Here is a 21458-nt window from a genome sequence, read left to right as displayed (position 1 = left end):
AAACGAGAGGGAGAAGTGGCCGGATACGGTGTTTACCTCATCCGGCACTTAGGGTCACGCCACGACGCTAATGCTGTGACCTTCAAAGCTCACGGTCTGTCCGGCAACGATTTTGCATCGTTTACGCGTTTCAACAACGCCATCGACCTTCACCAACCCTTCGCCAATAGCAATTTTTGCCTGGGCGCCGCTTTCGCTCCAGCCTTCCAGCTTCAGCAGATCGCAGAGTTCAACATGCGGGTGTTTACCCAGTGAAAATGTGGCCATCTTAAACGTCCTTTACATCATGATATTCAACACACGCCTGCAGCGTGTTTTCGATAAGTGTGGCTACGGTCATGGGGCCAACGCCGCCCGGCACTGGCGTGATATATGACGCGCGTGCGGCAGCATCTTCAAAGACCACATCGCCAACAACCTTACCATTCTCCAGACGGTTGATGCCGACATCAATCACAATCGCACCTTCTTTAATCCACTCGCCAGGAATAAAGCCCGGTTTACCGACGGCAACAATTAGCAGGTCAGCATGCTCAACGTGGCGACGCAGATCTTTGGTGAAGCGATGGGTGACGGTGGTGGTGCAGCCAGCCAGCAGCAGTTCCATGCTCATTGGGCGACCGACGATGTTTGAAGCGCCAATGACGACCGCATTAAGGCCGTAGGTGTCGATGTTGTAACGCTCAAGCAGAGTCACAATACCGCGCGGGGTACAAGGACGCAGGCGCGGCGCACGCTGACACAGGCGACCGACGTTATACGGATGAAAACCGTCAACGTCTTTATCTGGTGCAATACGCTCCAGCACTTTAACGTTGTCGATACCGGCAGGTAACGGCAGTTGTACCAGAATACCGTCGATGGTGGTATCTGCATTGAGCGTATCGATCAGCTCAAGAAGCTCCGCCTCGCTGGTGGTTTCGGGCAGGTCATAGGAGCGGGAGACGAACCCCACTTCGTCGCAGGCTTTGCGTTTACTCGCGACGTAAATTTGCGAAGCCGGATTGCTGCCTACCAGCACAACAGCCAGGCCTGGGGCGCGTAATCCAGCCGCTAAACGCGCCTGAACTTTTTGAGCAACCTCAGAGCGCACCTGCTGCGCAATCGTTTTACCGTCAATAATCTTTGCTGCCATCAGAGAGAGGATTCCGTCTGTTACGTTAAATCGAAGGGGATGCCACTATTTTGTCAGAAGCGGGACGTGCTGTCAGTTTTCGTTTGCGTTTTTATGTGCGCCAGTGCCGTCACGGGCTGCAAATGGTGTCAGCACAAAGGCTGAAGCCTTACGAATAAATAATAAGCATGCTAATTAAAATTAACGTGAATGAAACATCTCATCACCCTGGGTTCTTTATGGGTAATGCTTCATAAACCAGACTGTTACGTACTATTACGGCGGCATTTAGGTAATATTAACCAAGACTTTTCTTAGATCCCATTAAGAATTAGCCAGGGCTATTAAAAGGATTTACAGGTATTTTTCATTAATTGAAATGTTTAATTTATCGCTGTGACGAATAGTCATATTCGCGAAGGATAATTAGTAAATCAAATACTCAGGAGAGTCGGGGTAAAAGGTTAGCTAATTCTCTTGCGATATATATCTTTACAGGATGCAGAGATAATTAGCCTGACATTTAATGTCGATAATGAAAACGGATCCCGCAGGATGCTGGAGCCGGATGTGTGTAATTCAAGGGAAATCCATGAAACGTATATTAATGACCTCTTCTGTTATTGCCAGCCTGATGTTAGTCGCAGGTGCTGCGGTTGCAGCCGATCCGGTAAGTGTGAGCGGCGGTACTGTGCATTTTGAAGGTGAACTGGTCAATGCAGCCTGTGCAGTCAGTACTCAGTCATCCGATCAGGTTGTCACCTTAGGCCAGTATCGTACTGCCAGTTTTGCCGCAGTAGGTGATACAACGGCACAAATTCCGTTCTCCATCGTGCTGAACGATTGTGATCCGAAAGTTGCTGCAACCGCAGCCGTTGCTTTCTCTGGTCAGGCAGATGCCACCAACTCGGCTCTGTTGGCTGTTTCTTCAGGGAATAACACCACTACTGCTGGCGGTGTAGGTATCGAAATTCTGGACAACACGTCCACCGCGCTGAAGCCGGATGGAGCCACCTTCTCTACCGCTCAGGCGCTGGTAGAAGGAACCAACACCCTGCGTTTCTCTGCGCGTTACAAAGCCACTGCCACCAGCGCTACGCCGGGTCAGGCAAATGCCGACGCGACGTTCATCATGAAGTACGAATAAGCCGTTTTGATTTGCGCAAGGATGACGTTCGCTTCACTGGATGAGGCAATTTCCGGGGATGATGAAGGATGCGGCAGATGATAGGGAAAGGCGTGGCGCTGGCGGGAATGCTGTGCGTACTGCCTGTGTTTGCACATACGGTAATACTGGAAAGTGGCCGCCTTCACTTACGGGGGCAGCTCGTCAATGGTGCCTGCACGGTCGCTACTGACAGCCAAAATTTGCGGGTGCAAATGGGGCAGTATCGCACCAATGCTTTCTCCGGGACGGGGAGCTTTGCCTCTACCAGCGTGCCGTTTTCACTGCGCTTAACGTCATGCAGCTCCGATGTTTATGACCACGTTGGGATTGCGTTTGCAGGCGTGACGCCAGCGGAAGATCCGCAGGTTTTCCTTGCCAGTGGAGATGCGTCTGCGGCTTCGGGGATCGGCCTGGCGTTATTTGACCAGCGCCAACGGCAAATTATTCCGAATGCGCTGCCGATTCATTATGCGCCGATTATAACGCAAGAGATGACGTTTCATTTCACTGCTCGTTATCGGGCTGTCTCGGAAAATATAACGCCGGGAACGCTTCGTTCAGACGTGTGGTTTACGTTGGTTTATCCCTGATTTATTTCCCAACGATAATCACACCAAAGGTATTTGTAGCTATGTTTAATTATCTAAAATCAGGTTTTATCCTTTTACTGCTCTTATTTCCTGTTGCCAGTGTTCAGGCTGCCGGAGGCATTGCATTAGGTGCTACCCGCGTTATTTATCCAGCCGATGCCAAACAAACGTCACTGTCTATTAGCAATAGTGATACCAAAGAACGTTACCTGGTCAATTCATGGATTGAGAATAGCGCAGGCGTTAAAGAAAAATCGTTTGTGGTTACGCCTCCGTTGTTTGTCAGCGAACCTAAAAGCGAAAACACGCTGCGTATCATCTATGCAGGTGTTCCGTTGCCCAAAGACCGTGAGTCGCTGTTCTGGATGAACGTAAAAGCCATTCCGTCAGTCAATAAAAACAGCCTTGAGGGCAAAAATGTTCTGCAGCTGGCGATTCTGTCCCGCATCAAGCTTTTTGTCCGTCCGAATAATTTGCCGCAAATCCCGGAAGATGCCCCGGGGATGCTGACGTTTTCCCGTTCCGGCAACCACCTGAAAATTAACAATCCGTCAGCGTATTACGTCACGTTGGTCAATCTCAACGTGGGGAAAACGAAGGTCGATAACGTGATGGTTGCACCGAAAAGCGATGCGCAGGTTCTGTTGCCAACAGGCGTGCAGGGTAACGTTACGTTCCAGACGGTCAATGATTATGGCGCTGTGACCGCGGCCCAAACGGTTAGCGTGCGTTGAGATAACGATGAATAAGACAACGTATTTTCCTGGCCTGTTTCCGGGGGTTACGCCACCGCTGGCGGGGGTGGCGTTGTCCACGCTGGCGGCGCTCTTTCCCTCTTTAAGCCATGGTGAAAGCTATTTTAATCCAGCCTTTTTATCTGCGGATACGGCAACCGTGGCGGATTTATCACGTTTTGAAAAAGGTAATCACCAGCCTGAAGGTGTTTATCGCGTGGATATCTGGCGCAACGATGAGTTTGTGGCTACTCAGGATATTCGCTTTACGACCAGCGCGGGAAAAGCCGGGGAGAAGTCCGGTGGGCTGATGCCGTGCTTTGGGCTCGACTGGGTGAAGCGCCTTGGTGTCAATATCGCCGCGTTTCCGGCACTCAATAAGGATGCGAACGATACCTGCATCAATCTACCTGAGGCGATTCCAGGCAGCGAGATTGCGTTTGATTTTTCTACCCTGCGACTAAACGTCAGCCTGCCGCAGGCGTCGATGTTAAACAGCGCGCGTGGCTATATTCCACCGGAAGAGTGGGATGAAGGCATCCCGGCTGCGCTGGTTAACTACAGTTTCACCGGCAGTCGCGGGAGTGATACGGACAGCTATTTCTTAAGTATGCTCAGTGGCCTGAACTATGGCCCCTGGCGCTTGAGAAATAACGGCGCATGGAGCTATTCCAAAGGTGACGGATATCACTCACAAAGCTGGAAAAACATCGGCACATGGCTTCAGCGCGCGATTATCCCGCTGAAGGGCGAGCTGGTGATGGGTGACAGCAACACCGGCAACGACGTTTTTGACAGCGTCGGATTCCGCGGGGCGCGGCTCTATTCCTCAGACAGTATGTATCCCGATAGCTTACAGGGTTACGCGCCTACCGTTCGCGGTATTGCGCGAACAGCGGCAAAGCTAACCATTCGTCAGAATGGCTATGTGATTTATCAAAGCTATGTTTCACCGGGCGCTTTCTCGATAACCGATCTCAACCCGACGTCATCCAGCGGTGACCTTGAGGTGACGGTGGACGAAAAGGACGGCAGCCAACAGCGCTATACGGTGCCGTACTCCACGGTTCCCTTGTTACAACGAGAAGGGCGTTTCAAATATGACGTGGTCGCAGGGGATTTTCGCAGCGGCAATAGCCAACAATCTTCTCCATTCTTTTTCCAGGGAACATTAATTGCTGGGTTACCAGAAGGCTACACCGCTTACGGCGGTACGCAGTTGGCCTCCCGCTACACGGCGGTGGTTTTAGGCACCGGCCGAAACCTGGGGGACTGGGGGGCGGTTTCTGTCGATCTGACCCATGCCCGCAGCCAACTGGCGGATGACAGTACGCATCAGGGGCAGTCATTGCGTTTTCTATATGCGAAATCGCTGAACAATTTTGGCACCAACTTTCAGTTGTTGGGATATCGCTACTCTACGCGTGGTTTCTATACCCTCGACGATGTGGCGTATCGCAGTATGGAAGGCTATGAGTACGAATACGACAGCGAGGGCAATCGCCACGATGTGCCCGATGTGAAGAGTTACCACAACCTGAGCTACAGCAAAAAGGGCCGTTTCCAGATAAACATTTCGCAGAATCTGGGGGATTACGGATCGCTGTATGTCTCGGGTAGTCAGCAAACGTACTGGAATACCTCAGACACCAATACCTGGTATCAACTGGGCTATGCCAGCGGCTGGCAAGGTATTAGCTATTCACTCTCCTGGTCGTGGAATGAATCGGTTGGCATCTCCGACACCGACCGTATTGTCGCGTTCAATATGTCAATACCGTTCAGCCTGCTGAGCGGACGGCGCTACTCGCGAGATAGCGCCTTCGATCGCACCTACGCCACCTTTAATGCTAACCGTAATAGCAATGGACAAAACAGCTGGCAGAGCGGGATCGGCGGTACGTTGCTGGATGGACGCAACCTGAGCTACAGCGTGAATCAGGGGCACAGCAGCACCAATGGCTACAGCGGAAACGCCAGTGCCAACTGGCAGGCGGCCTATGGCACGCTGGGCGTGGGATACAACTACGATCGCGATCAGCATGACTACAACTGGCAACTCTCTGGCGGCGTGGTGGGGCATGCGGATGGCATTACGCTCAGTCAGCCTCTGGGTGATACCAACGTGCTGATTAAAGCGCCTGGCGCACAGGGTGTGCGGATAGAAAACCAGACCGGCGTTCAAACCGACTGGCGCGGATACGCGGTGATGCCGTATGCCACCGTCTATCGCTATAACCGCGTCGCGTTAGACACCAATTCCATGAACAACAATACCGATGTGGAAAATAACGTCAGCAGCGTAGTACCAACGCAAGGGGCGCTGGTGCGAGCTGCGTTTGATACACGAATCGGTGTGCGGGCGCTGATTACCGCCAAACATGCCGGTAAACCCGTGCCGTTTGGCTCTATTGTGCGGGAAAACACCAGTGGCGTGACCAGTATGGTGGGCGAAGACGGGCAAATTTATCTCAGTGGTCTGCCGCTAAAAGGCGAGTTGCTGATCCAATGGGGGGAAGGCGCAAACGCTCGCTGCGTGGCGCGCTATGCCTTGCCTGAGGAGAGTCTGAAACAGGCTGTGACGCTCACGAACGTGACGTGCGAATCTCCAACGGCACGACAGGAATAATACGATGAAAAGACAAACGGGTTTGTTACTGGGAAGCGCTTTACTGCTGATGGCCCATTCGTCATGGGCGACGGTCTGCCATAACTCGAATGGCACGCCAACGGATGTTTTTTACGATTTGTCGAATGTCTTTAACAGCAGCAACAACCAGCCGGGACAGGTGGTAACGTTACCGGAAAAATCGGGCTGGATTGGCGTGAATGCCACCTGTCCGGCCGGAACGTCGGTGAATTACACCTATCGAAGCTATGTCACTGAACTTCCTGTTCAAAGTACCGAGGGTGGTTTTCAGTATCTGAAGCTCAATGACTACCTGCTGGGTGCCATGAGCATCACCGACAGCTACGCCGGGTTGTTTTATCCTCCAAGAAATTATATCCGTATGGGCGTTGACTCGAACGTTTCGAAGCAGAAGCCTTTTGGCGTACAGGATTCAAACCTGGTGTTTAAACTCAAAGTGATCCGCTCGTTTATTAACATGGTTCCGATTCCGCGTCAGACGATGTTCAGCGTCTATGTCACGACAAGTACCGGAGATGCGCTAAGCACGCCGGTGTACACCATCAGCTACAGCGGTAAGGTGGAGGTTCCACAAAACTGTGAAGTGAACGCCGGGCAGATTGTTGAGTTTGATTTTGGCGATATTGGCGCATCGTTGTTTAGCAAGGCGGGGGCAGGAAACCGGCCCGAAGGCATTAATCCGCAGACCAAAACCGTGGCGATAAAATGCACCAACGTCGCCGCACAGGCCTACTTGACCATGCGTGTAGAGGCTGAGAAAGCCACCGGACAAATGATGGTTTCTGACAACCCGGATTTAGGTTTTATCGTCGCTGATAGCAGTGGTAACCCGCTGACGCCTAACAATTTGTCCAGCAATATCCCATTTCAATTGGATGATAACGCCGCAGCCAGGGTCGGTATTCGGGCATGGCCGGTCAGCGTGACGGGGAATAAACCTACCGAAGGGCCTTTTACGGCTCGTGGCTATCTGCGAGTGGATTATGACTAACAAGCAAACGCCATTCGCAGGGGCGCTTCTGGCGATGGTGTCCCTGCTAACATTCAGTTCGTTGGGCCATGCCGCCTCGTCGCTGGGGGAAATCAATATTGAGCTGCGTGGCAACGTGGTGGACTTTACCTGTGCGGTGATTGCCAGTGACAGCAATAAGTCGGTGGAGTTGGGGACCTGGCCGACAAAGCAGCTTCAGACCAGCGGAGATACCACTCAACCGGTCGCGTTTACGTTGAAACTTGAAGGTTGCCCGCCGGGATCCGCGTCGATAACGTTTTCCGGTACTCCGGCTCCGGGCACGACGCTGTTGGCGCTTGATGATGCGGTCATGGCGCAAAAGGTGGCGATTGAACTGCACGACAGCGATCGTACGCGATTACCGCTCGAACAGGCGAGCCAGGCCGTGGGGATTGATGAGAACGGCAATGCCACGCTGACCTTTTTCGCCAACTATATCGCGTTAGCCGATGGAGTTCAGCCTGGCGTCGCCAGGGCTGATGCCACGTTTATGATTAACTATAACTAATCAATAAGCTGACAAAACGCTCCCGAACGACATCTCGCCGGGAGTGTTATTACATTAACTCATGCATTTTTGCATAATCGATCAGCTCAACGATGGTGTGCAACCCGAGCTTGGAGTAGATATTCGCCTTGTGAGCGCTAATCGTTTTATTGCTGAGTAACAACTGTTCAGCAATTTCCTTATTGGACAGACCGTTTGCCAGATAACGCAAAACCGTAACCTCGCGGTTAGAGAGCGGCATGTCATTCAGCACACCTTTATGTGCGTTTATATTGTTAATGAAATTAAGGGTATCCGACGGGAAAAAAGAATATCCCGATAAAATCATTTTTACCGCATTGTAGATATCATTGAGATCCTTTCGTTTACTGACAAAACCATTTGCACCGGCCCGGATAGCACGCCCGGCATAAAAAGACTCCGATTTAGAAGAGAGAAACAGCACCCGAGTTTTCTCCTGCAGAGACTTTATTCTCTTGAGTAATGTAAATCCATCCGAACCAGGTAGTTCAATATCCAGGATGACAAGATCGACCGGGTATGTGCGCAGGTGTTCTATTGCCGTACGGCTGTCGTCGGTTTTCAATACTACCTGAATATTACTGTTTTTCTCGAGTAGTACTTCTATCGACATTCTGACAATAGGGTGTTCGTCCATAATGATAACGGATGCTGGTTTCATTGTTGTATGCCTCAAACTGTTTGCGTATCTTGCGAATTTGATAAAACATCAGGCGTTATAATATTGTCAAATAGCCAAGAATTGTTCTGCGGGAAAACCGAATAAATATTATTTCATCCTTGTTTATTCGGTTGTTCTTCTGCAGAACAATGAATTTGTGGAAAATCCATTTCACACCGGGAAAACTAACAATTAATCAGGGAACTGTGGGGATTATACCTGCTCTGTTCTTTCGGAAAAGACTTACAACATCCCGGTTGTTAATGTCAGTTAGGATATTCTGAAAGATCCAGATGTGTTAATGACTATTGGTAGTATTTATCTACAGTTCGAATTATGGCAGATTGAAAATTTTTTTTAAATAGTAAAAACGATACAATAAACCAATTGTTTAGGTTTTGTTAAGACTGCAATTAGGCTTTTTTATATTGAAATGCACAGAATCAGTAAGGTTAAGTGTGACAGTGGCACCAGGCATAATACCAGGAATAGTTGTAAATATTAAATATTTGTAAAAATTAGATCTTTTTTCTTATTCAAGAATAAGTAATTTCCTAAAAAATCTTATCGCACATAGGGTTATGGTGTTAAATTAAATGAAGAGAGGTAACGTTGAGGCGGTGTATCAGATGCAAAAAGCGTTGTCTGCTGGGTAACCCCAGGCGCGTAATCAATTGGTTCAGTCGATAGATGATACGGTGGTAGGGTTGTGTTTGTAACAATGCAATCTTTTTTAAGGAGTTACCTTGTAAAAGTAAGGCAATCATCTCCCAATCGAGCTGATTTATGCGTCTGGAATGAATATAGTCAGGAACCGGCGATAATAAGGCGTGACGCACCTCCGGAAGGCGTAAATTGCGTGATAGGATATAAAATGGACCGGATAGTGAAATAAAGGTAGTCAGGTCTTCATCACGACTTGAAAGCATTATGAAGATCTGGATGTCATTACGCTGCTTAATTAGCTGGCGCAAACGTTCAAGTATATCGAAATAGGGGAGTGTTAAGCTTTCTATGTCAATCACTAACTGGCTAATTACTGGTTCTTGCATGCTGGGTAAGGCCGACTCAACGCTCTGGAAGACCGCCGTACGTGTGCCTGAGAATAAATGTCGACTTAACGCGTAGGCCAGGTAGTAGTCTGTTGTAATTATCGCCTGAGATATAGTGTCGTCCGGTAATGTGTATTCGAGTTTTTGCGCCAGATACTCGAGCCGGTCAAATACTTGTGAGGTACAGTGGGGATATTGCCAGGTACAGTTAGTGTTTCGTATGCGGCGATAGCGGTCCCGGCGTTTTGCGCTGTGCATCCTTTTCCATTCCATTTCTGTTGCGGCAGGTCTGGATAAATTGCTGACTATAAACATCCCTGACCCAAATTTTTGCCAGCGTAAAGGTCAATGTCCTTGTGCCGTTGGGTTTCAGTACTTCAACAATCATCAGACTGGCAATTGCGTATCCCATCAGAATAATCTGCCGGAAGTTTTCTGATGTCTTACTCAATGCCCAAAAGATCGTTTTATCCAGTTCAACCTCTCTCTGATATTAGATAAAATATTACCGGGTGTGTCTTTCTGTTACCCCGGAAATAGTATGGCTGGATTATTCTGGCAGTCTGCGGATAGGTACAGTAGGAGTCGATACTTAATCGAGGATGAGATATTTCTCAATAAAAATTAGGCAGAGATACCCCGTCTAATTTTGTAGAAAATTCAGATGGGCGCGGATGTATCTTAAGAATTGCTGATCGTTTTTCACATGCAGCTTTTTCATTATGCCGCGGCGGGTCGCTTTGGCCTGAAGATCGCTTATTGAGAGTAGGTGAGCCGTTTCGGCTAAGGTATATCCGCTGGCGAGAAACATTAAGAACTTGCGTTCGTCGACAGAAAAGTTGCGGGTAGTGCAGTAATGGCAGATAGTTGCAGGCACGTTGTTGCGCAGCGCACGTTTTTGCAGGATGGGGACTAATTTTTTAGTCATTTCCTCAACGTCATCTTCCCGATAGATCAGCGGCAACATGTACAGGCAGGGCCGGAACATCAGCTTATCTTTATCGTTTCTGTTGCAGATGACAACCCGGTGTTGGCGGCGGGTATGGATCGGAATCTGATAGCAATCGGCGCTGAGCCAATCTTCATCCAGGGAGATAAACGCGATGTCAGCGCGATCGATATTCTCGACAGGTAAAAAGCAGATCTCCTGATGCCACTGATTTGCCAGATGGGAGATGATGATTTTCAGTCCATGTTCGAAGTGACTGTTTTCTTCCTTGATGGCGATACTTAACATTAAAGAGTTCCTGAACCACTGGAGGGGTAAGGGAATGTTAAGCAAAATCATAAATATTCTAAATACATGTATCCTTAAATCTGGCGTTTCGTGGGCTGAGTTGTTACCAGGTGATTTCCTGGATACCCTTGAACAAGCAGAAAAAATCAACATTCGTACACTTCGCCAGCAACTGAAATAAAAGGCATTGACTCAGCAGGCGCTGACCGTATAATTCACGCGTTTCATCTGCATGAAGTAATCACTTCGCAATGCGCCCTTAGCTCAGTTGGATAGAGCAACGGCCTTCTAAGCCGTAGGTCGTAGGTTCGAATCCTACAGGGCGTACCATTCAAAGTTAGTCCCTATGCTCAGCTTCAACGCACCGTTACGCGCGGGACGGTTTTTCTGCTTCCAGCCAATGTTCTACCTCATAAAGACTTTGTTGGATCTCCTCTCTGAGTGAAAAATCACCCAACGGCTGCTGTTCAAGTGCTGCACACATCGTACTGGCTGAGTGCATTCCCATGCTGGCGCAGCTGCTTTTGAGCTGATGTGCCAGACGTTTTATCTGCTCGCGCTCATTTAAATCTCGCGCCGTGTCAATTTCATCTAATAAAGGAAGGGTGTGTTGCTTAAAGAGCGCTAACCATTCGTGCACCTTTTGCCATCCCATGACCTGGATATCCCCAGCCAATTGCTGAAAATCTAACCGTTTGTTGTCATTGTCTGATGCAAGCGGGAGAGACTCGTTGGCGTGCAGATAATGCGTAATAAGTCGACTGAGTTCATCCCGGGGAACCGGTTTTTGAATAATGCCGAGAAACAGGGTACTGGTTCTTTGGTTTAGCGTTTCGTCGATGACGTGTGCGCTAAAGCCGATCAGGTTAAGTGCCGGATAGTCGTGGGCTAACTGCTGTGCCAGCGTGATCCCGTCGATATCCGGAAGATCGAAATCAACCAGAGCAGCATTAAAGCTGGCATCTTCCCGCAACAGGCTTAACGCCTCCTCGGCACAGTCGACAGCGGTGACCTGTGCGCCATTGAGAGTGAGCATTTCTGTGCTGATGCGCTGCGTAAGAGGATTATCCTCGATAAGCAATAAGCGTAAGCCCTGTAACGATATGGAGCGTTGTGCGGGTTTAATGACGGGCATCGTGGTTGCCCGCAATGGCAAACGTAGCTGGAAACAACTCCCGACGCCGGGTGTGCTGGTAACGCTTAGCTCTCCCTGCATTGCCTTGGCGAGACTGGCGCTGATGGTGAGTCCGAGCCCGGTTCCTCCACGTTTACCGCTTACCTGAACGAACGGCTGAAAAATATCGTGCTGACGGGCAGGGTCAATTCCGCATCCCGTATCCTCAACCTCAACATACCAGTCCTGATCTTCACGCCGACTACGCAGGATAATGTGTCCCCGATCGGTAAAGCGTAGTGCGTTGTTTAATAAGTTAGTAATAATTTGCCGGATACGGCGCGGATCGCCACGCAGGGAATCGGGTACGTCGTCGGCAAAATCCGCAACCAATTTGACCGGGCGACCGGCAACGCGGCTGTTCATGAGTTGAAGCGTACTTTCCAGCAAGGGTTTGGGTTCAAAAGGCTCATCGCCTATCGCCACATTTTTTCCACCGGCTTCGATGGCGGAATAGTCGAGGATATCGTTGAGGATGGTCAGCAGAGACTCGCCCGAGTCGGTGATTGCGCGTAGATTTTCCCGATGCTGTGCCAGGGCGGGATTGTCTGAGAGCAACTGCGCAGTGCCGAGGATACCATACAACGGAGTGCGTATTTCATGACTCATAGCGGCAAGAAACGCCGATTTCGCCTGGTTAGCTTTTTCAGCTTCTGCACGGGCCTGCCGGTGTTCAGATACCATAGAATGTAGCTCGGCGGTGCGAGCTTTAACCTGTGCGGCCAGATGTTTGCGATGGTTATTGAGGGCGTGAACGCTACTGCGAAAGGCATCCATCAACCGCCCGATGGTATCCAGCTCGCGAACGCCTGCGGTTTCCGGAAAGGGGGAGTCAATATCCCCCTCAAGTAGACGCTGCAACGCCTGGGTTTGCTGTGCCAGTGGGCGTGTGACTGAACGATAAACCACACGCCAAAGTATAAGAATCAGCAAACATAATGACACGCCACCTAACAGCAGCAGCAAGTTTTGCCCGCGCTGGCTGGCCTGTTTGAGATGCGCCAGTCCGCTTTGATTGCGTTGGCCGATGATTTCCACCAACTGACTGACTTCGCTACTGAAACGGGTAAATTGTTCGATATTATTCTGCGATAAGATCTGCAATTGGGTCGTGATGTCATTATCCTGGCGATACAGGGACAGCAGCTCAATATAACGGCTAATCGTATTGATGGTGTCGGCCACCTGAGTGCGCACCACTGGATCTTCAATACGTATTTGTCGGCGGTGAAGCACTCTGACGGCGGCATTCAACTGGCTTTCCAGCGCAGCCAGGTTATTCTGCGCCTGGTTATTCCCCAGATTCATCACCATTTGCTGCACGCGTAGCGCGCTCAGGCGCAGCTCATTCATCTGGTTATAATATTCCAGATCGATATCGATGAGCCTGTCCAACGCGTGTTCAGCCGCTTGCCCCTGATGACTCTCAATTAAATCATAAATGCTTGCCTGCGTGGCGCCAGCCGAAGTAGCTGCATTGCTGGCCTGGCCGCGCGCCATTTCGGCAACGTCAGCGGTGGCCTCAATAATTTTCTGGCTAAGTTGTTGCTGTTGAGCGCGTAATTTCAGGCGTTCGCCAACCATCTCCCCCTGATGGCTTAACGACTGGGCGATCTCTTTTTCCTGTTGTTCAATGGCCGAGGTATCAAAGCCCTGTTCACGAAGAGTTTTGAGTAATGTGGTTATTTTCAGACTCTGGGCGGTTAGCATTCTCCCCTGAGCCAGCCACATATTTTCATTGTCTGCGGTGGTCAGATTTTGTGCGGAAAACAGTTCCCAGGCACTGGCCTCGCTGAGCTGGCGCGCCATATCCATGGTTGGAATTAGCGCCTGGGTATTGGCCTGCTCAACCTGGCTGACAAAACGCAGGTTATACCAGCCTGTCAGCGTACTGATAAGAGTCAGTGCCGCCATCAGCGCAAAGCCTATCCACAGTCGTTTGGTCAGAGATAAATTCACTGTCTGGTCGCCACAGATTAAAAAGGTTGAGTCCAAAAGAGGAAAGCAACTAGGATAAAGCCTTATCAATGTTGAGGCTATCATGCGCGTATTGGTTTTCCTGCTTATCACACTTTTTCCCGGCTTAAGTCACGCGGCCGGGTCTGCACTGCTGCTCTGGCAGGATACCCGGCAGTCAGTCTCGGTGCCGCAGACGGACGTTACTGCAAGCAAAGTCTGGAAACTGTGCGCGTTGTATCCCAGCCTGAAGGATTCCTATTGGCTCTCCGTGAATTACGGCATGCTTGAGGCGGCAAAAAAATATGGAGTAAGCCTGAAGGTGTTTGAGGCGGGAGGGTATCGTCAGTTCACCACGCAAAAAACACAAATCGCCCAGTGCCAGCAGTGGGGCGCGGATGCCATTTTATTGGGCAGCAGCACAACGACTTTTCCGGATTTGCAGGCGCAGGTTGGTACGTTGCCGGTCATTGAGGTAGTGAATGCGATACACGATCCGACGGTGAAAGCACGGGTTGGAGTTCCATGGTTCCAGATGGGTTACCAGCCAGGCCGCTATCTGGTTAAGTGGAGCGCGGGAAAACCGTTAAAGGTTTTATTATTGCCCGGACCTGATGACGCCGGAGGCAGCCGCGAAATGGTGGCAGGATTCCGTCAGGCGATTGCCGGTAGTCAGGTGCAGATCGTGGATGTGGCGTTGGGGGATAATGATATTGAAGTTCAGCGCAACCTGTTACAAGAGATGCTTGAACGTCACCCGGATGTCGATGTGGTTGCCGGTACAGCAATTGCTGCGGAGGCAGCGATGGGAGAGAAGCGGAATCAGGGGACGCCGCTAACCGTGGTCTCTTTTTACCTGTCGCATCAGGTGTATCGCGGACTTAAACGCGAAAGAATCATTATGGCTGCCAGCGATCAAATGGTCTGGCAAGGTGAACTGGCGATTCAACAGGCTATCAGAGTATTACAAGGGCAACCGGTGCCGGAAAATATCAGTCCGCCGATCCTGGTGCTCACCCCGAAAAATGCCGACAGCCAGCATGTTCAGCGCTCACTTTCTCCTGGCGGGTTCCGTCCGGTTTATCTGTATCAGTACACGTCGGCCGCTAAAAAATAACCTTCGCCGTGCTGCGTCACCAGTAAATCAGCCCGTAGCTTATGGCGCAAACGGCGGATCAATACATCCACGGTGCGTAAGTCTGGATTGTCTACCCGTCGTGCCGAAAGCATACGCAGTAAACGTTCGCGGCTGAGAATTTCCCCCGGATTGGTGACAAAGGCGACCAGCATTTCATACTCGGCGCGGGTGAGTTTGATCGTCTCATCGCCCAGCTCCAGAGTATGCCGGGAGACATTCAGACAGTATCCGGCAAACTGATAGCAGTTATCTTTGGTCTCCGGCTGTGCCTGGCGGGCAAGATCGATACGCCAGAGCAAATTTTTAACCCGAACCACCAGTTCACGTAGCTCCAGCGGCTTGGTGACATAATCATCAGCACCCATTTCCAGGCCAACGATCCGGTCAATTTGATCGCTACGACCCGTCACCAGAATGATCCCTACCGTTGAGCGTTCGCGCAGGGCACGGGTCAGCATTAAGCCATTTTCGTCCGGGAGGTTGATATCCAACAGAATAAGATCGACAGGATGTTGTGACATGATTTCACGTAGGCCTGTAGCGCTGGCGGTGACCGAGACGTGGTAACCCTCCTGTTCAAAGTATGCCTGTAACCTCGCCTGGGTGACGGGTTCATCTTCAACAATTACAATGTGATGCGACATCCTGATGGCGTGCTCTTTCTGTTCATATCTGTTCACATTGTGCCGTAAGTCATTCATCCTGACCAGTGTTGCTGTTCACATTTGAGAAATAAGATCCTCTGTAACTAAACCATAAGATTACAGGGGCTATTATGCGGAAACTATGGAGGGCGCTGCTCAGACCGAGCGCACGTTGGTCAGTGTTGGCGCTGGTCGTTATCGGGATTGTGGTCGGTATTGCGCTGATCGTCTTGCCGCACGTTGGTATTAAATTAACCAGTTCTACCGAGTTTTGCGTGAGCTGCCACAGTATGCAGCCGGTTTACGAAGAATATAAACAGTCTGCGCATTTTCAGAATGCCTCCGGGGTACGCGCAGAATGTCATGACTGCCACATTCCATCCGATATTCCAGGCATGGTGAAACGTAAGCTGGAGGCCAGCAACGATATTTACCAAACCTTTGTTGCCCACTCTATTGATACTCCAGAGAAATTCGAAGCCAAACGCGCTGAGCTGGCGGAGCGCGAATGGGCGCGAATGAAGGAGAACAACTCCGCGACCTGTCGTTCTTGTCATGACTATGATGCGATGGACCACGCTAAACAACATCCTGAAGCTGCGCGCCAGATGAAGATTGCGGCCAAGGACAACCAATCCTGTATCGACTGCCATAAAGGTATTGCGCATCAGCTTCCCGATATGAGTAGCGGTTTCCGTAAGCAGTTTGACCAGTTACGCGCCAATGCAAACGACGATGGCGAGACGCTCTACTCTCTGGACATCAAACCTATTTATGCCGCCAAAGGTGATAAAGAACCTGCAGGATCACTGCTACCCGCTTCTGAAGTGAAAGTGTTAAAGCGTGACGGTGACTGGCTGCAAATTGAAATTGTGGGCTGGACCGAGAGTAATGGGCGTCAGCGCGTGTTGGCGCAACTGCCGGGCAAGCGCATTTTTGTGGCTTCCATTCGTGGCGACATCCAGCAGCACGTGAAGACGCTGGAGCAAACCACCGTTGCGGAAACGAATACGCCATGGAGTAAATTGCAGGCCACCGCTTGGATGCAGAAGGGCGATATGGTCAACGACATCAAACCTATCTGGGCTTATGCCGACTCGCTCTATAACGGAACCTGTAACCAATGCCACGGCGCGCCAGAGAAAGAACACTTTGATGCTAACGGTTGGATTGGCACGTTGAACGGCATGATTGGCTTTACCAGTCTGGATAAACGTGAAGAACGTACCTTACTGAAATATTTGCAGATGAATGCCTCTGACACTACGGATAAGCCGCATGGCGATAAGGGAGAAAGCAATGAAAAATAACGATCTCTTTCAGGCATCTCGCCGACGTTTTCTAATGCAGTTGGGGGGCTTGACCGTAGCTGGTATGTTAGGGCCTTCGCTGCTCACGCCGCGTAGCGCCAACGCCGCAGAAGTCCAGGGCACTGGCGTCAAAGAGGGGATTCTGACCGGTTCTCACTGGGGGGCTATCCGTGCCACCGTGGTTGATGGTCGTTTTATTGAGGCCAAACCGTTTGAGCATGATAAATACCCGTCAAAAATGATCGCTGGACTCCCGGATCACGTACACGGTGGAGCGCGTATTCGCTACCCGATGGTCCGCGTGGACTGGTTGCGTAAGCGCCATCAGAGCGATACCAATCAGCGCGGAGATAACCGCTTTGTACGCGTTTCGTGGGATGAAGCGCTGGACTTCTTCTACCAGGAGCTGGAACGCATTCAGAAGACCTATGGTCCGAGCGCGCTGCTGACTGCCAGCGGCTGGCAATCGACCGGGATGTTCCACAATGCTTCCGGGATGCTGGCACGTGCCATTGCGCTGCATGGCAACAGCGTGAGTACCGGGGGAGACTATTCCACCGGCGCCGCTCAGGTCATTCTGCCGCGCGTGGTAGGGTCAATGGAGGTATATGAGCAGCAGACCTCCTGGCCGCTGGTACTAGAAAACAGCAAAACCATTGTGCTGTGGGGTTCCGATCTCATCAAAAACCAGCAGGCGAACTGGTGGTGTCCGGATCATGATGTCTACGAATACTACGAGCAACTGAAGGATAAAGTGGCGCGGGGTGAGATTTCGGTCATCAGCGTTGACCCGGTCGTCACCTCAACGCATGACTATCTGGGCCGCGACAAGGTTAAGCACATCGCCGTGAACCCGCAGGCTGATGTGCCGCTACAGCTGGCGTTGGCACACACGCTGTATACCGAGAAGCTCTACGATAAGCATTTCCTCGATAACTACTGCGTTGGGTTTGAGCAATTTCTGCCTTATCTGCTGGGCGAAAGTGACGGACAGCCTAAAGATGCCCAGTGGGCGGAAAAAATCTGCGGAATTGATGAAGATACGATTCGTGAACTGGCGCGGCAGATGGCGGGCGGCAGAACGCAAATTATTGCCGGCTGGTGCGTGCAGCGTATGCAGCATGGGGAACAGTGGGCGTGGATGATCGTGGTGCTAGCCTCGATGCTCGGACAAATCGGTTTACCCGGCGGCGGCTTTGGCTTTGGCTGGCATTACAACGGTGCGGGCACCCCGGGGCGTAAAGGGATTATCCTGAGCGGTTTTTCTGGCTCCACCACCGTGCCTCCTGTGCATGACAGCACCGATTATAAGGGCTACAGCAGTACTATTCCGATCGCGCGTTTTATCGATGCGATTCTGGAGCCGGGCAAAAACATTAACTGGAACGGCAAAACCGTTAAGTTACCGCCGCTGAAGATGTGCGTTTTTGCCGGGACCAACCCTTTCCATCGTCACCAGCAGATTAATCGCATTATTGAGGGGTGGCGTAAGCTGGAAACCGTCATCGCCATCGATAATCAGTGGACGTCGACCTGTCGATTCGCCGACATCGTATTGCCGGCGACGACCCAGTTTGAACGTAACGATCTTGACCAATATGGCAACCACTCCAACCGCGGAATTATCGCCATGAAGCAGTTGGTGCAGCCGCAGTTTGAAGCGCGTAATGATTTCGATATTTTCCGCGATCTTTGCCGCCGCTTTAACCGTGAAGAAGCGTTCACTGAAGGGCTGGATGAGATGGGCTGGTTGAAGCGCATCTGGCAGGAAGGAAGCCAGCAAGGGAAGGGACGCGGCGTTCATCTTCCGGCCTTCGACGTTTTCTGGAATCAGCAAGAGTACGTTGAATTCGAACATCCGCAGATGTTTGTTCGTCATCAGGCCTTCCGTGAAGATCCCGACCTTGAACCGCTGGGCACGCCGAGCGGTTTGATCGAGATATATTCGAAAACCATTGCCGATATGCAATATGACGATTGCCAGGGGCATCCGATGTGGTTTGAGAAAATCGAACGCTCACACGGAGGACCCGGATCGCAGCGTTGGCCGCTACATTTGCAATCAGTGCACCCGGATTTCCGTCTGCATTCACAGCTCTGCGAGTCCGAAGCGCTGCGTAAGCATTATGCGGTAAGTGGCAAAGAGCCGGTGTTTATCAACCCGCAGGATGCCAGCGTCAGGGGGATCCGCAACGGCGATATAGTTCGTGTATTTAACGCGCGTGGACAAGTGCTGGCCGGGGCGGTTGTCTCCGATCTCTACTCGCCGGGCGTGGCGCGCATCCATGAAGGTGCCTGGTACGATCCTGATAACGGTGGAGAAATCGGAGCGCTGTGTAAATACGGCAATCCGAACGTGTTAACGATAGATATCGGCACGTCTCAGCTGGCGCAGGCGACCAGCGCCCATACTACGCTGGTGGAAATTGAGAAGTATACCGGCAAGGTGGATAACGTGACGGCGTTCAGTGGCCCGATAAAAATGGTGGCGCAGTGTGAATATGTCCCGGCTGAGCAGGTGACGTCATGACGAAACACTTTTCCCTGACAACAGAACAAATGGCCTGCGTGTACGCCTGGTTGGCGCAGTTGTTTTCCCGGGAGCGGGACGATGAAAGCCTGGCGCTTTTACAGTCCAGCGAAATGGCTGAGTGGTTCGCGGTGCTCAAAGGTGAGCCGCTGCTTGAGGCGCAGGTCCTTTTGCTGGAGGAAAAAATTGCTGCGCTGAAGGCGCGTGAAGACGCTACTCTGGAACTGGCAGCTGATTTTTGCAGCCTGTTCCTGATGTCGGATAAACACGCGGCGTTACCCTATGCGTCGGCTCATCTTGAAGGAGGGCCAAACTATGGGGTCATTAAACAACTATTATCTGATGCGGGCATGCAGGTAAGCGATACGTTTAGCGAGTCAGCCGATCATCTGGCGATTTTTATCGAACTGCTGAGCCATCTGCATTTTTCCCTGGCAGAGGCAGGACCGCGTCATCAGCAGGTTGATGCGTTGCGCAGAGAAACGCTGGCAGGGCTGTTACGCTGGTTACCGGAGTTCACCACTAAATGCCGTCGGTATGATGACTTTGGTTTCTATGGTGCACTGAGCCAGCTGTTGCTGGCATTGGTCAGGCTGGATAATCAGCGCTGAGAGCAGCACATCCGGAGGTAATGAATCTGTTGCCTCCGTCGTATTGCTACGTTCACCTTATGTTTTTCACCTCTCTGAAACGATACTGCCTGTGAACGTGTTAAGGGTACTATCGCCGTACCCTTAACAATCCCGGCTCCCGGCGGGAAAATTGTTGCTGCGCAATACCCTCCGCTTATTCCTTCAGGCTACCGGGCCGGGCGCGAGGCAACATCCCTGTAAAACGCGCCCTGAACCCGCATCCCTGCGGGTTCTCCCGGCCTTACGGAAACACGTCGGCAATTTTCAGCCGGACCAGTCCACACTTGACCTCTTGCGCTTTTATTTGAAAATCGCTGAACAGCAAAACAGATTTAACTGGAAATCAGGGCGTTGAAGCGATGACCTCGTTATGGCTGTTCCACTCTCAGTTATTTCCATGGTCATTCATCTTCGTGAACTGAATGGCATTAGCACATTCGCTCCCGTTTTAATCCTCTCACCGTACAACCAGCACCGGACATTTCGCGTGGCGTACCACGGCTGCTGCCGTTGAACCCAGCAGATAAGTGCTAAAACCGGGTTTATGTGAGGCGATGACGATAAGCTCGGCGTCCACCGCCTCTGCCAACTTGAGGATCTGATCCTTCGGCGGGCCGTAAACGACATGAGTTTGACTCCTGCCTGCAGGAATATTGAACTGCTTAATAATCTCTTCGAGTTTTTCGCTGGCCTTGGCCTGCAGACCACTTCTGTCCGGAAATTCGGTAGAGTAGGCTAGCCCTAGCGAGGCATAGAACGGAACGGTAGGAATAACGGCTAAAAAGTGAACCTTCGCGGTTTTGGCATGCGCCTGAACCTGTGGAACAACATGGCGAGTTAAATCGGTTTCAGAGATATCGATGGGCACCAGAATTGAGCGATACATATTCACTACCTCCTGTTTGTTTACCTCTACTCTGAGTGTAGCGAAAGTCGTCTTTGTATAATAAGTGACCAGATCAAGGTTACGTGCATAAATGTGCGTCAATGAAATGTGTGTGTCGCATGTCTGGCCGTATATGTATATGTGAGCAAAACTGTAAGACAGGTATCTTCATTAATACGTGTAATCAAAAAACAGAAAAGGGTTCTTTTTTATGTGTTTTCATTATATATTTAATTATATAACGATTGCCACCAAGGGATTAATTTCAGCAGCTTTTAATCTTTATCAAACTTTTATTCTGATGTTTGTGTAATTAATAGTTAATCAAGCTTTATGTTTGGTTTAATATTCTAATTTTAAACGAAATTTGATATTTACATTTCGTTCTCATTAATTATGCGAGCCCCTTCAAACTTACCCGTTGGCTGATTCTTATTTCTC

At 50.7% G+C, this 21458-nt stretch carries 19 protein-coding genes and 1 tRNA gene; 12 read left to right on the top strand and 8 right to left on the bottom strand.

What is annotated here, in order from left to right; all coding sequences use genetic code 11:
- Positions 1 to 54: 54 nt before the first annotated feature.
- Positions 55 to 267: a ribosome-associated protein YbcJ gene (ybcJ, locus tag GFB57_RS21395; RefSeq protein WP_003021885.1), complete on the bottom strand. Its 213-nt coding sequence runs from the start codon at positions 265 to 267 to the stop codon at positions 55 to 57.
- A 1-nt stretch (position 268) separates the two neighbouring features.
- A complete protein-coding gene (folD, locus tag GFB57_RS21390) occupies positions 269 to 1135 on the bottom strand; it encodes a bifunctional methylenetetrahydrofolate dehydrogenase/methenyltetrahydrofolate cyclohydrolase FolD (protein WP_003021887.1) in 867 nt (288 codons plus the stop codon).
- 571 nt (positions 1136 to 1706) lie between these two features.
- Between folD and fimA the strand changes: the two genes are divergently transcribed.
- The 6 genes from fimA to sfmF all read left to right on the top strand — a co-directional run bounded on the left by fimA (position 1707) and on the right by sfmF (position 7776).
- Entirely contained in the window at positions 1707 to 2261 is a 555-nt protein-coding gene (fimA, locus tag GFB57_RS21385) for a type 1 fimbrial major subunit FimA (RefSeq protein WP_003021890.1), read from the top strand.
- A gap of 77 nt (positions 2262 to 2338) precedes the next feature.
- Positions 2339 to 2872, top strand: a complete 534-nt coding sequence (gene fimI, locus GFB57_RS21380; RefSeq protein WP_003021892.1) for a type 1 fimbrial protein subunit FimI — start codon at positions 2339 to 2341, stop codon at positions 2870 to 2872.
- A 41-nt stretch (positions 2873 to 2913) separates the two neighbouring features.
- Positions 2914 to 3606 carry a type 1 fimbria chaperone FimC gene (gene fimC, locus GFB57_RS21375; RefSeq protein WP_003021894.1) on the top strand — a complete coding sequence of 231 codons (693 nt, stop codon included), beginning with the start codon at positions 2914 to 2916 and terminating at the stop codon, positions 3604 to 3606.
- Positions 3607 to 3613: 7 nt separating this feature from the next.
- Positions 3614 to 6235, top strand: coding sequence for a fimbrial biogenesis usher protein (locus GFB57_RS21370; RefSeq protein ID WP_003021895.1), 2622 nt, complete (start codon positions 3614 to 3616; stop codon positions 6233 to 6235).
- Positions 6236 to 6284: 49 nt separating this feature from the next.
- Positions 6285 to 7247, top strand: coding sequence for a type 1 fimbria D-mannose specific adhesin FimH (fimH, locus tag GFB57_RS21365; protein WP_230472375.1), 963 nt, complete (start codon positions 6285 to 6287; stop codon positions 7245 to 7247).
- A gap of 34 nt (positions 7248 to 7281) precedes the next feature.
- Positions 7282 to 7776: a fimbria assembly protein gene (gene sfmF, locus GFB57_RS21360; RefSeq protein ID WP_086503791.1), complete on the top strand. Its 495-nt coding sequence runs from the start codon at positions 7282 to 7284 to the stop codon at positions 7774 to 7776.
- 49 nt (positions 7777 to 7825) lie between these two features.
- Here sfmF and fimZ read toward each other — a convergent pair whose 3' ends face one another.
- From fimZ to fimW, 3 genes are all read right to left on the bottom strand, one after another.
- A complete protein-coding gene (fimZ, locus tag GFB57_RS21355) occupies positions 7826 to 8458 on the bottom strand; it encodes a fimbria biosynthesis transcriptional regulator FimZ (RefSeq protein ID WP_290366903.1) in 633 nt (210 codons plus the stop codon).
- A gap of 587 nt (positions 8459 to 9045) precedes the next feature.
- Entirely contained in the window at positions 9046 to 9768 is a 723-nt protein-coding gene (locus GFB57_RS21350) for a hypothetical protein (protein WP_003021904.1), read from the bottom strand.
- A 385-nt stretch (positions 9769 to 10153) separates the two neighbouring features.
- Complete coding sequence (gene fimW / locus GFB57_RS21345) at positions 10154 to 10747, bottom strand: fimbria biosynthesis transcriptional regulator FimW (RefSeq protein WP_003021906.1); 594 nt, start codon at positions 10745 to 10747, stop codon at positions 10154 to 10156.
- 34 nt (positions 10748 to 10781) lie between these two features.
- On the opposite strand from fimW, the gene GFB57_RS21340 reads away from it, so the two are divergent.
- Positions 10782 to 10928, top strand: coding sequence for a hypothetical protein (locus GFB57_RS21340; RefSeq protein WP_008319911.1), 147 nt, complete (start codon positions 10782 to 10784; stop codon positions 10926 to 10928).
- 72 nt (positions 10929 to 11000) lie between these two features.
- A tRNA-Arg gene (locus tag GFB57_RS21335) sits at positions 11001 to 11077 on the top strand.
- A 37-nt stretch (positions 11078 to 11114) separates the two neighbouring features.
- On the opposite strand, the gene torS is transcribed toward GFB57_RS21335, so the two are convergent.
- Positions 11115 to 13880 (bottom strand): TMAO reductase system sensor histidine kinase/response regulator TorS, encoded by a 2766-nt coding sequence (gene torS / locus GFB57_RS21330; RefSeq protein WP_071524444.1) that lies wholly within the window; start codon positions 13878 to 13880, stop codon positions 11115 to 11117.
- A gap of 82 nt (positions 13881 to 13962) precedes the next feature.
- Between torS and torT the strand changes: the two genes are divergently transcribed.
- Entirely contained in the window at positions 13963 to 14994 is a 1032-nt protein-coding gene (gene torT, locus GFB57_RS21325) for a TMAO reductase system periplasmic protein TorT (RefSeq protein WP_290366902.1), read from the top strand.
- On the opposite strand, the gene torR is transcribed toward torT, so the two are convergent.
- The gene (torR, locus tag GFB57_RS21320; RefSeq protein WP_003021912.1) at positions 14967 to 15659 is read right to left on the bottom strand and encodes a two-component system response regulator TorR; all 693 of its coding nucleotides are present in this window, start codon (positions 15657 to 15659) and stop codon (positions 14967 to 14969) included. The genes torT and torR overlap by 28 nt on opposite strands.
- A 131-nt stretch (positions 15660 to 15790) precedes the next feature.
- Between torR and torC the strand changes: the two genes are divergently transcribed.
- From torC to torD, 3 genes are read left to right on the top strand one after another with little or no spacing between them, the layout of a single operon-like run.
- Positions 15791 to 16969 (top strand): pentaheme c-type cytochrome TorC, encoded by a 1179-nt coding sequence (torC, locus tag GFB57_RS21315; RefSeq protein WP_003021915.1) that lies wholly within the window; start codon positions 15791 to 15793, stop codon positions 16967 to 16969.
- Complete coding sequence (torA, locus tag GFB57_RS21310) at positions 16959 to 19499, top strand: trimethylamine-N-oxide reductase TorA (RefSeq protein WP_003021919.1); 2541 nt, start codon at positions 16959 to 16961, stop codon at positions 19497 to 19499. The genes torC and torA overlap by 11 nt, the downstream gene beginning before the upstream one ends.
- The gene (torD, locus tag GFB57_RS21305; RefSeq protein WP_003021920.1) at positions 19496 to 20110 is read left to right on the top strand and encodes a molecular chaperone TorD; all 615 of its coding nucleotides are present in this window, start codon (positions 19496 to 19498) and stop codon (positions 20108 to 20110) included. The genes torA and torD overlap by 4 nt, the downstream gene beginning before the upstream one ends.
- Positions 20111 to 20588: 478 nt before the next feature.
- Here torD and uspF read toward each other — a convergent pair whose 3' ends face one another.
- Positions 20589 to 21017, bottom strand: coding sequence for a universal stress protein UspF (gene uspF / locus GFB57_RS21300; protein ID WP_003021923.1), 429 nt, complete (start codon positions 21015 to 21017; stop codon positions 20589 to 20591).
- Positions 21018 to 21458: the final 441 nt, after the last annotated feature.

Origin of the sequence: Citrobacter sp. S39 (genome assembly GCF_009495675.1) — a bacterium.
GTDB classification, from domain to species: Bacteria; Pseudomonadota; Gammaproteobacteria; order Enterobacterales; family Enterobacteriaceae; genus Citrobacter; species Citrobacter freundii.
Note: the sequence above shows the minus strand (reverse complement) of the source record. Positions and strands in the feature narration are given on the sequence as shown.